Here is a 9723-nt window from a genome sequence, read left to right as displayed (position 1 = left end):
CTCGGCATGGTGCGCGACCTGCTGCGGTTCTACAAGGAAGCCCCGGCGGTGCTCGCGGCCCCCCCGCCCGGCCCAAGCCTCGGCGAATACCTCGCGGAACATCGCTACGGCACGGCGTTCCGCGACGAGCATCTGGTGCCCATGGCGTCGGCCCTGTGGTCGTCACCGGCCGAAGCCATCCTTAAGTTCCCGGTGCAGTACCTGGTGCGCTTCATGGCCAACCACCAGATGCTTCAGGTCGACGGCCGCCCAGAATGGCAGGTGGTCCAGGGTGGCTCGAGGACATACATCGAAGCGCTGCGGAAGCGCTGGCGCGTTACCGAGCGGCTCTCCTGTCCGGTCTACGCCGTCACACGCGAAGCCAACGGCGTACGGGTGCGCTCGTTGCACGGCGAGGAAACCTTCGACCAGGTGATTCTTGCCTGCCACAGCGACCAGGCGCTCGCCCTCCTCGGCGACGCAGACGATGCCGAGCGCGACATCCTCGGCTCGATCCCGTACCAGGCCAACGACACGGTGCTGCACACGGACGCGAGCGTGCTGCCGAAACAACGGAAGGCATGGGCCGCGTGGAATGCCCTCCTTCCCGCGACTCCCGGCGAGCACTGCACGGTCAGCTACTGCATGAACCTGCTCCAGGGCATCGACTCGCCGCGCCCCCTCATCGTCAGCCTCAACCAGACCGCCAATATCGACCCAGCTCATATCCTGCGCCGCATGAGCTACGCGCACCCGGTCTACACAGAAGCCACGGTGCGCGCCCAGGCGCGCAAGGCCGAGATCCAGGGCAAGCGGCGCACATGGTTTGCCGGGGCCTACTGGGGCTGGGGGTTCCACGAAGACGGCATGCGAAGTGCGGTGGAAGTCGTCGCGGGACTTCAACACACCGCGGAGAGCGCGTCGGCGGCCCCCACTGTCGGGAGCGTGCTCGCATGACAACGCTCAACAGCGCCATCTACGAAGGCAGCGTCACGCACCGCCGCCACCTGCCGCATCCCCACGCGTTCACCTACCGCATGGCCCAGTTGTACCTGGATCTGGACGAGCTCGACCAGGTGTTCCAGGGCCGCTGGCTGTGGTCGGTAAACCGCCGGAACCTTGCCGAATGGCGACGCGACGACTACCTCGGCGCGCCCGATACACCGTTGTCGGACGCGGTCCGTGATCGCGTGCACACACACACCGGGTCCCGCCCCACCGGCCCGATCCGCATGCTCGCGCACCTGCGCTATGCCGGCTTCGTCTTCAACCCCGTCACGTTCTACTACTGCTACGCGGAAGACGGCACCACGCTCGAGACCATCGTGGCGGAGATCACCAACACGCCCTGGCGTGAGCGGCATGCGTACGTACTGCCGGTAGCAAGCGCGACGCAGCACGGCCGCGCGATGGCGTGGGCATTCGACAAGGACTTCCACGTCTCGCCCTTCATGGGCATGGAGCGTCGCTACGACTGGCGCCTCACCACGCCCGAGGATGACCTGCGCGTGCACATGAAGGTGCACCGTGGCGAGGCATGTGAATTCGATGCCACGCTCTCACTCGTCCGCCATCCGCTGGGCGCGGCTTCCCTGGCCCGCGTGCTGTGGCGCTATCCCTTGATGACCGCTCAGGTCATGACCGCCATTCACTGGCAGGCGCTACGCCTTTGGCTCAAGCGGAACCCCGTGCACGACCATCCGGGCAAGCGCCCGCGCGTCGATGCCCCTCACGGACACGTGCCCGGAGAGGCGCCATGAACGAACTAGCCAAAAACGTCAGCCTAAGTACCTCGGCATCGAAAGTGTCCGGCCTCGATCGATTCCTGCGCCGGCAATTGCTCGGCACACTCGGCGCGCTCGAACACGGCCGCCTTGTGGTCCGGGATGCCCTGGGCACCGAGGAACTGGGCAAAGTGTCCGCGGGTAGCGCCCTGCCGCCCATCCACATCGCGATCTCGGATCTGCGTTTCTACCGCCTACTGGCGACCCACGGCAGCGTCGGCGCCGCCCAGTCCTTCATCGAAGGGCACTGGCAGTGCAGTGACCTCGTCGGCCTCGTTCGCCTGCTGGTCCGTAACCGTGACCTCCTCGACGGCATGGAGACCGGCCTTGCCCGCTGGGGTGGCATGGCGATGCGTGCGTGGCACGCGCTGCGCGAGAACACCCGCGCGGGCAGCCGCCGCAATATCGCCGCGCACTACGACCTCGGGAACGACTTCTTCGGCCTGTTCCTCTCGAATGACCTGATGTACTCGTCCGCCATGTGGCAGGAAGAAGACGACACACTCGATGCCGCTTCCACGCGGAAACTCGACGTCATCTGCCAGAAGCTCGGCTTGCAGCCCGGGATGCACGTCGTAGAGATCGGCAGCGGCTGGGGTGGGTTCGCGATACACGCCGCATCCCGCTACGGCTGCCATGTCACCACGACGACGATCTCCGCGGAGCAATACCGGCTGGCCCGGGAACGCGTGGCCCAGGTCGGCCTCGGCGACCTCGTCACCGTGCTCCAGCGGGATTACCGCGACCTCAGCGGCTCCTTCGATCGCGTGGTGTCCATCGAGATGATCGAAGCCATCGGCGCGAACTACATGGAGACCTACTTCGCGAAGATCGGCGAACTGCTGACGCCGCAGGGCATGGCACTCGTGCAGGCCATCACGATCGAGGACCACCGTTACGAGCAGGCCCTCGCCTCCGTGGATTTCATCAAGCGCCATGTCTTCCCGGGTAGCTTCATTCCGTCCATCCACGCCATGCTCGTCGCCAAGACCCGGGCCAGCGACCTCGCCCTGGTCCATCAGGAAGACTTCGGTCTGTCGTACGCGCGCACGCTGCATGCGTGGCGCCAGCGGTTCCGGGCCCGGCTGGACGATGTCCGCCACCAGGGCTTTGATGATCGCTTCATCCGGCTTTGGGAGTTCTACCTCGCTTACTGCGAGGGCGGCTTCCTCGAGCGCTCCATCGGTGTCTCACACCTGCTACTGGCGCGCCCGCAGGCCCTTCCATCGGCCGCGCGCTGGACGGCGTGACATGAAGGCCCTGATCCTCCTCGCTGCAGTGATGGTCGTCGTCATGACGGCCGGCTGGCTCTGGCAACGGCGGCACCGGAATGCCGGCATCGTCGATGTGCTGTGGGCGGGCGGCCTCGGGCTCGCCGCCGTACTGATGGCGTGGACGGGTGACGGTGCGTTGCTGCCCCGCCTGCTCACCGGTCTCATGGGAGGTGCGTGGGCGGTTCGCCTCGCCCTGCACCTGTGGCACCGCGTGCGCGGTGAGGAAGAAGACGGCCGCTACCGTCACCTGCGCTCGCACTGGAACGGGCACCAGGGGAAGTTCTTCGCGTTCTTCCAGGGCCAGGCGGCCATTGTGCTGCTGTTTGCGCTGCCCTACATGGCCGCCGCGGCGAATCCGACACCGTGGTCTCCCTGGATGGTGCTCGCCGTCCTGATATGGCTGGTCGGCGTTATCGGCGAATCCATCGCTGACCGACAGCTGGCGCAATACCGGTCACGGCAGCGCGGACCCGCGAAGACCTTCCGCGGCGGCCTGTGGCGCTACTCGCGGCATCCCAACTACTTCTTCGAATGGCTGCACTGGTTCGCCTATGTCGCGCTTGCGGTGGGCTCGCCCATCGGCTGGCTCGCCTGGGTGGGCCCGATCGTCATGTACGCCTTCCTTCGCTGGGTCAGCGGCATTCCGTTTACCGAGGCCCAGGCGTTGCGCACGCGCGGCGATGACTACCGCGACTACCAGCGCAGCACACCCATGCTGATCCCGTGGTTCCCCTCCCATTCGCATGCCTCCGGAGGCGCGCATGAACACGACCGTCGCTGATCGTCCCACGCTGGCGGCCGACCGCCCCGCGCCCGGCCTGCTCGGCATGGCCGAGCGGGGCCTCCTCCCCGACGCGCTCGTCCGCCTCGGCATCCGGAGGCTCTGCGCGCAACGCCTCAGCGCTTGCCAGGCAGGTGGCGCGGAAGCCGAGCAGGAGCGCCACCGTTCCCTCCTCCGTGCGTTGACCCATGCGCCAGTGGCCATCCATACCGACGAGGCCAACGCGCAGCATTACGAAGTGCCCACCGCGTTCTTCCAGCATTGCCTCGGTACACGGCTGAAGTATTCGTCGTGCTACTTCCTGGTAGGCACGGAGACGCTGGATGAGGCCGAAGAGGCCATGCTCGAGCTCTACGCCGAGCGCGCGGAACTCGCCGATGGACAGCAGATCCTCGAACTCGGCTGCGGCTGGGGCTCGCTCACGCTGTGGATGGCGGAGCGCTATCCCAACGCTTCGATTACCGCGGTATCGAACTCCCGCTCGCAGCGCGTGCATATCGAGTCGGAAGCGGCGCGGCGCGGGCTTACCAACATCCGCGTCCTGACCTGCGACATCAACGCGCTCCGGCTCCCAGACGCAGCGTTCGACCGGTGCGTCTCGGTCGAGATGTTCGAGCACATCCGCAATCACCAGGCGCTGATGAAACGCATCGCCAGCTGGCTGAAGCCGTCCGGCAGCCTGTTCGTCCACATCTTCGCCCACCGCCGCTCGGCCTATCTGTTCGACACGGAGGGCGAGGACAACTGGATGGGCCGGCATTTCTTCACCGGCGGCATGATGCCCGCCACCGATACGCTGCTCTGGTTCCAGCGCGACCTGCGCATCGATCAGCAATGGCTCGTGGATGGCACCCACTACGAACGCACGGCGAACGCGTGGCTCGCCCGCCAGGACCAGCATCGTGATGCGGTGATGCAGGTGCTATTCGATGCCTATGGAACGCGGGCGCTGGCCGAGCTGTGGTTCCACCGGTGGCGCATCTTCTGGATGTCCTGCGCCGAACTGTTCGGATACGCGCGCGGCCAGGAATGGATGGTCGCGCACTACCGGTTCGTCCCGAACCGCTGAGTCCAGAGGGCCACCACCATGACCACCCTTACCGCACGCCTGGCACGCACCGCGCTCGCCATCCTGCCGCTCGCCGCCTGCTCGGCATCGCAGCCGAGGGTGCCGCGGGTAGACCAGGTCGATGTCGCCCGCTACATGGGCAACTGGTATGTCATCGCGTCCATTCCCAGCCGGCCGGAAAAGGATGCAGCCAACGCCGTCGAATCGTACCGGTTGACGCCGGACGGCACGGTCGAGACGACGTTACGGTACCGCAATAGCGATGCGGCCGGCGAGCTCAAAACCTTGCATGCGAAGGGCTTTCCGCACACCGAAACCCGCAACGCGGAATGGGGCATGCAGTTCGTCTGGCCGATCAAGGCCCAGTACGTCATCTCGTGGCTCGATCCCGATTATCAAAGCGTCATCGTCGCGCGCGATAAGCACGATTACGTGTGGATCATGGCCCGCACGCCGACCATACCGGAATCCGACTACACCGCCTTGGCCAGCCGCGTGGCCGCCATGGGCTACGACATGCATGCGTTGCGCAAGGTACCCCAGCAGTGGCCCGAGCCCACGGCCCGCTAAGCCCCATGCATCCAGAACCTGCCTGCCGCTCGTATAAGCGGAAACAACACCGACCCCGTTGACCTGTGGGCTCTGCTGATCCGCTATGATCCGACCCAATCCGCCCTCCCCAGACATCACTCCCCTCGAGGTGGCAAGGCGCGTGTCACGCCCAGCGTCCCAGGACACCGATAACCCTGTCTATTGGGCCACGCAGATGGCTGCGGTCGCCACGCGGCACGATGTCGACGCGTTCATGCACGTGTTCGCGCATTTCGGGCCCCGTCTCCAGCGCTACCTGGTCGGCCTGGGTGCGGCCCCGTCGCAAGCCGAGGAACTGGTTCAGGAAGCGATGCTCCGCGTGTGGCGCCGGGCCGGTCAGTTCGACCCCCTGCGCGCGAACGTTTCCACCTGGCTGTTCCGCATCGCGCGGAACCTCTACATCGACAGCGTGCGCGGCGAACCGCACTGGCTGGATACCCAGGACATCCTGGAGCAGCTGGACGACCTGCCGTCCGAGGATGGTGCCACCAGCGCGGAATCGTTCGCCGACGGCATCGGCCTGGACCACGCGATCGACGACCTGCCCCCGCAGCAGGCCCGCATGATCCGGATGTCGTATTTCGAGGCGCGGAGCCACAGCGACATCGCCCGGGAACTCGGGCAACCGCTGGGTACGGTCAAGTCGAACCTGCGCCGCGCCTTCGCCAAGCTGCAGGCGGCACTGAGAAAAGCACCATGAAGCCGCATCACCATCCCGACATCACGACCCTCATGGCGTATTCGTCAGGCGCGTTGTCGAGCGCGTTCTCGGCCGTCGTTTCCGCGCACCTGAGCATCTGCCGTACCTGCCGCGATCGTCTGCGGGAAACCGACGCCATCGGCGGGCAGCTGCTGAGCCAGCAGGAAGGCCTTCCGCTCAGTGCCGGCGCCGCGGAGCGGCTCATGGCGAAGCTGCACGATGAAGCGCCTGTTGCCGCGCGCGAGCCGCACGAGCCGACCGCGGGCCACGATCCAGACCTGCTGCCACCACCGTTGTGGCCTTACTTCGGCCGCTCGTACCGCAAGCTGTCGTGGAAGTGGATCGGGCCCGGCATCCACCACATCCGCGCGGAGGGCGCGACGGAACACCACCTGATGCTGCTGCGCGTCGCACCCGGTCGCAGCCTGCCCATGCATACGCATGGTGGCAGCGAGCTGACCATGATCCTCCGTGGCGCCTACGACGACACGCTGGGGCATTTCGCTCCCGGTGATATCGCGGACCTGGATGGCGAGACGGAGCACCAGCCGGTAACGGCGCCTGGGGTGCCTTGCATCTGCGTGGCGGCGACCGATGCGCCGCTAAGGTTCTCTGGGTGGATGGCCCGGGCGTTGCAGCCGTTTGTTCGGTTGTGAGATCGGACGCGCAAAAAAAAAGACCGCCTGTCGGCGGTCTTTCTCATTTGACTTTCGCAGCGTGACTCCCGAAGGAATCGTCGTCGGCTCCGGCGCTGCACCAGCTTACCGACCGCTGGCAAGTATACGTCGTTCGGGCTACCCGTCAACTTGTCTGCTCAATCCCGCCTCCTCGATGGAGACGGCCTCGGCAAGCATGCCCTCTTCATCCAGCATACGGAGCTCTCTATGAAATGCCACCTCGTCATCGGCAGAAGCCCCACATCGCGTCGCTAACGACCGAGCAGCCTCCTGCCAGTCGTCGCCAGCCAGACGCGCGGCCTCGGCCTCGGCCTGCAATGTGACTAAACGTGCGTTAAGTTCGACTATCTCTCGAGCACGCGCCGCTGCCGCGACCTTGGCTGCCAGCGCAGCCTCGTAGTCGCAAACTCCGGTTCCGTGTGTAAGTGCCACATCAAGTGCGCGGAGCTCCGAACGCGTGATGACAGCACGGTAGTTGCGGATGGCGTGGCCGCGGCCACGTGCGGTCTCGGGAGCGAGAATTCGATCTACCGAAACGGTTTCTACCATGCCGCAAAGGACAAAGCCTCGCTTGCCGTTGCCACCATAAAATTGCAACTTGGATAGCGTCGCGTGCGACAGCTCGAATGCAGTTCGGTCGGTTGCGTCAGGAAGCACCGATGTCACAGGAACGACCTGAACACGCGCCTTTCCGACGCTCACGACAACACCGAGCCTGCGTTTGTGCATTTCTCCCGGAAGCAAACGATCAGGATCTACGCCCGCCCTCCCCCGGAGCTTGGTCGTCGTCACCTGCGACGCATAGTGTCCGAAGTCAACTTCCACAAGCTTACCCCGGTGAAGATAGTGAGATGGCCGCCCCTGGCTCTTCGCAAGAACGGCACCGAGATATTCTTCTGGCGGGTATGGCACATGGGCACGAAGGCGAACTTCAACGATGACCGGCGTGCCGGGCAACGGTAGCAGCGAGACGACTGAGAGCACCTCCCACCGCGTCACCGCGTGACCCGTAAAGCATCGCGTGACAAACACGCGGTCAGCGAAGCTGCCCGGAATACTGACGCTTTCCACGTCCGTCATCTCCTCGGCACCCAACACAGCCGCGCCGTCGGTTTCGCCGAGCAGATACCGTACTTCAATCGTGCGCATGGCTCATCCCTGATAGTCCGCCGGAAAGCATATGCATGCCCCGCGAACCTCGCAACGATTCCTGTGGACGACCGGAAGACGAATCGGAAATCGGGACAAGCGCTCAGGGTCGGTCGCACTCCAACGCTTCCGCAATAAACTCAACAAACGCCCGCGCCGCAAGCCTCGTCGCTCTTCCAAGAGGAAAGTACGCATGCACCGGCAAGGCTGCCATCGACCACTCTGGTAGGAGCGCAACCAGATCGCCACGCAGCACTTCAGCGTCACACGCCCAAGACGTTGTTGAGGTAATCCCGAGTCCGCCGATCGCTGCGGCAAGCGCACCTGCAGTGTCGTTCGTCGTGATGTGAGTTTTCGGGTCGATCGTCTGCACCTGGCCATCGCGTTCAAAACGCCACGAGCTCGGGTGCGCGCCGGCCGGGCCGCCGATGATCCGGTGGGCGAGGATGTCTTCCGGCGTCGTTGGCGTGCCGTTGCGCTGCAGGTACGTGGGCGACGCGACTACCGCCCGATGCATCGAGCCGATGAGCCGTGCGGTGCCGGACGAGTCAGGCATGTTGCCGACGCGGATACCGACATCCACCGCTTCGCGCACCATGTCCTGTCGGCTGTCCTCGAGAAGGATTTCGATATGCAGCTGCGGGTGCAATTCTGCGAAGCGCCAGAGGCGCGGCATGACCACCTTGGTCGCCATCGTCGAGGGCATGCCGAGGCGGAGGACGCCGCGGAGTTCGCCGGTGTCGCGGACGCTGTTTTCCGCATCGTCCATGGCCGCGAGGATCGGCTCCATCCGGGCCAGGAATTCATTACCAGCCTCGGTAGGGCCGACGGCGCGCGTGCTTCGCGAGAGCAGGCGGACACCGAGGCCGGCTTCGATGTCGGCCACCATCCGCGAGACCTGGGACTGGGCCAGCCCACTCTCCCGCGCCGCCGCCGAGAAGCTGCCGAGCCGCGCGACGCGAGTGAAAAGGCGAAGTGCCTGGATGTCTTTTAGGGTCATGGCCGAGGTCCTGGCTGGCGGGGCGCGGCGCCCTGCCCTATGCCGGATCAGCATAAGTCTTAACCGGATTAGACGGCTACCGGCATCGATGGCGGCGGAGGATATTGGATCCATGGAGGCGCGGACACCCGCCGCCTCCTACCTTCCCCAACGATTCCGAGGAACACCGTCATGTCGAAGAAAGTCCTGATTTCGGGCGCCACCGGTGACACCGGCCGCGCCGCCGTCCGCGAAGCCCTTGCCCTGGGTCTTGCCGTCCGCGCCATGGTCCGCAAGCTCGATGAGCGCTCGGACGCCCTGAAGGCCCAGGGTGCCGAAGTGGTCGTTGGCGACCTTCACAACGTGAACTCCCTGCGCGACGCCATGCAGGGGATCGAGGCGGCCTACTTCGTCTACCCGGTGGCCCCGGGCCTGATCGAGGCGACGGTGAACTTCGCCACGGCCGCTAAGGAAACCGGCGTGAAGTACGTCCTGAACCTTTCGCAGCGCTCGGCCGATCGCGAATCCGCCAGCGATTCATGCCGCGACACCGCCATCGCCGAGCAGGTCTTCAACTGGTCAGGCGTGCCGGTCATCCATCTTCGCCCGACCTACTTCCTCGAATGGCTGCTCTACCCATGGCAGCTTCCGTACCTGAAACAGGGCGTGCTGCGCATGCCGGTCGGCAAGGGGCGGCACTCGCCTATCGCCGCCGACGACCAGGCCCGCGCCATCGCCTC

Annotated in this window: 11 protein-coding genes; 9 read left to right on the top strand and 2 right to left on the bottom strand. The window is 65.4% G+C overall.

The annotated features are described in order from the left end of the window. The 8 genes from ACTHLF_RS00860 to ACTHLF_RS00825 form a co-directional block, all read left to right on the top strand. A partial coding sequence (locus ACTHLF_RS00860; RefSeq protein WP_440323997.1) for an NAD(P)/FAD-dependent oxidoreductase occupies positions 1–936 on the top strand: 936 nt, incomplete at its 5' end. Further along, positions 933–1739 carry a DUF1365 domain-containing protein gene (locus tag ACTHLF_RS00855; RefSeq protein WP_440323995.1) on the top strand — a complete coding sequence of 269 codons (807 nt, stop codon included), beginning with the start codon at positions 933–935 and terminating at the stop codon, positions 1737–1739. The genes ACTHLF_RS00860 and ACTHLF_RS00855, both read left to right, overlap by 4 nt. Further along, entirely contained in the window at positions 1736–3013 is a 1278-nt protein-coding gene (locus tag ACTHLF_RS00850) for a class I SAM-dependent methyltransferase (protein ID WP_440323993.1), read from the top strand. Before ACTHLF_RS00855 ends, ACTHLF_RS00850 begins: the two co-directional genes overlap by 4 nt. A 1-nt stretch (position 3014) precedes the next feature. After that, complete coding sequence (locus tag ACTHLF_RS00845) at positions 3015–3818, top strand: DUF1295 domain-containing protein (RefSeq protein ID WP_440323992.1); 804 nt, start codon at positions 3015–3017, stop codon at positions 3816–3818. A gap of 46 nt (positions 3819–3864) precedes the next feature. Then, positions 3865–4887: an SAM-dependent methyltransferase gene (locus tag ACTHLF_RS00840; RefSeq protein WP_440323999.1), complete on the top strand. Its 1023-nt coding sequence runs from the start codon at positions 3865–3867 to the stop codon at positions 4885–4887. 18 nt (positions 4888–4905) lie between these two features. Then, complete coding sequence (locus ACTHLF_RS00835) at positions 4906–5457, top strand: lipocalin family protein (RefSeq protein ID WP_440323990.1); 552 nt, start codon at positions 4906–4908, stop codon at positions 5455–5457. A gap of 142 nt (positions 5458–5599) precedes the next feature. Further along, positions 5600–6178: a sigma-70 family RNA polymerase sigma factor gene (locus tag ACTHLF_RS00830; RefSeq protein ID WP_440323988.1), complete on the top strand. Its 579-nt coding sequence runs from the start codon at positions 5600–5602 to the stop codon at positions 6176–6178. Next, positions 6175–6834 (top strand): ChrR family anti-sigma-E factor, encoded by a 660-nt coding sequence (locus ACTHLF_RS00825; RefSeq protein ID WP_440323987.1) that lies wholly within the window; start codon positions 6175–6177, stop codon positions 6832–6834. Before ACTHLF_RS00830 ends, ACTHLF_RS00825 begins: the two co-directional genes overlap by 4 nt. 138 nt (positions 6835–6972) lie before the next feature. Here ACTHLF_RS00825 and ACTHLF_RS00820 read toward each other — a convergent pair whose 3' ends face one another. Further along, positions 6973–8004 (bottom strand): hypothetical protein, encoded by a 1032-nt coding sequence (locus ACTHLF_RS00820; RefSeq protein WP_440323985.1) that lies wholly within the window; start codon positions 8002–8004, stop codon positions 6973–6975. Positions 8005–8107: 103 nt separating this feature from the next. Further along, a complete protein-coding gene (locus ACTHLF_RS00815) occupies positions 8108–9004 on the bottom strand; it encodes a LysR family transcriptional regulator (protein ID WP_440323984.1) in 897 nt (298 codons plus the stop codon). A 171-nt stretch (positions 9005–9175) separates the two neighbouring features. On the opposite strand from ACTHLF_RS00815, the gene ACTHLF_RS00810 reads away from it, so the two are divergent. Then, positions 9176–9723 (top strand): NAD(P)H-binding protein (locus ACTHLF_RS00810; protein ID WP_440323982.1); only part of this gene is annotated, 548 nt, incomplete at its 3' end.

The organism is Luteibacter sp. (assembly GCF_051958795.1).
Taxonomy (GTDB): domain Bacteria; phylum Pseudomonadota; class Gammaproteobacteria; order Xanthomonadales; family Rhodanobacteraceae; genus Luteibacter.
This window is presented reverse-complemented; position numbering and strand designations above follow the sequence as displayed.

Coding starts and splice junctions, on each gene's coding strand:
- ACTHLF_RS00815 (WP_440323984.1), bottom strand. CDS start 9,004: ATGACCCTAAAAGACATCCAGGCACTTCGCCTTTTCACTCGCGTCGCG.
- ACTHLF_RS00840 (WP_440323999.1), top strand. CDS start 3,865: ATGGCCGAGCGGGGCCTCCTCCCCGACGCGCTCGTCCGCCTCGGCATC.
- ACTHLF_RS00820 (WP_440323985.1), bottom strand. CDS start 8,004: ATGCGCACGATTGAAGTACGGTATCTGCTCGGCGAAACCGACGGCGCG.
- ACTHLF_RS00835 (WP_440323990.1), top strand. CDS start 4,906: ATGACCACCCTTACCGCACGCCTGGCACGCACCGCGCTCGCCATCCTG.
- ACTHLF_RS00845 (WP_440323992.1), top strand. CDS start 3,015: ATGAAGGCCCTGATCCTCCTCGCTGCAGTGATGGTCGTCGTCATGACG.
- ACTHLF_RS00850 (WP_440323993.1), top strand. CDS start 1,736: ATGAACGAACTAGCCAAAAACGTCAGCCTAAGTACCTCGGCATCGAAA.
- ACTHLF_RS00855 (WP_440323995.1), top strand. CDS start 933: ATGACAACGCTCAACAGCGCCATCTACGAAGGCAGCGTCACGCACCGC.
- ACTHLF_RS00825 (WP_440323987.1), top strand. CDS start 6,175: ATGAAGCCGCATCACCATCCCGACATCACGACCCTCATGGCGTATTCG.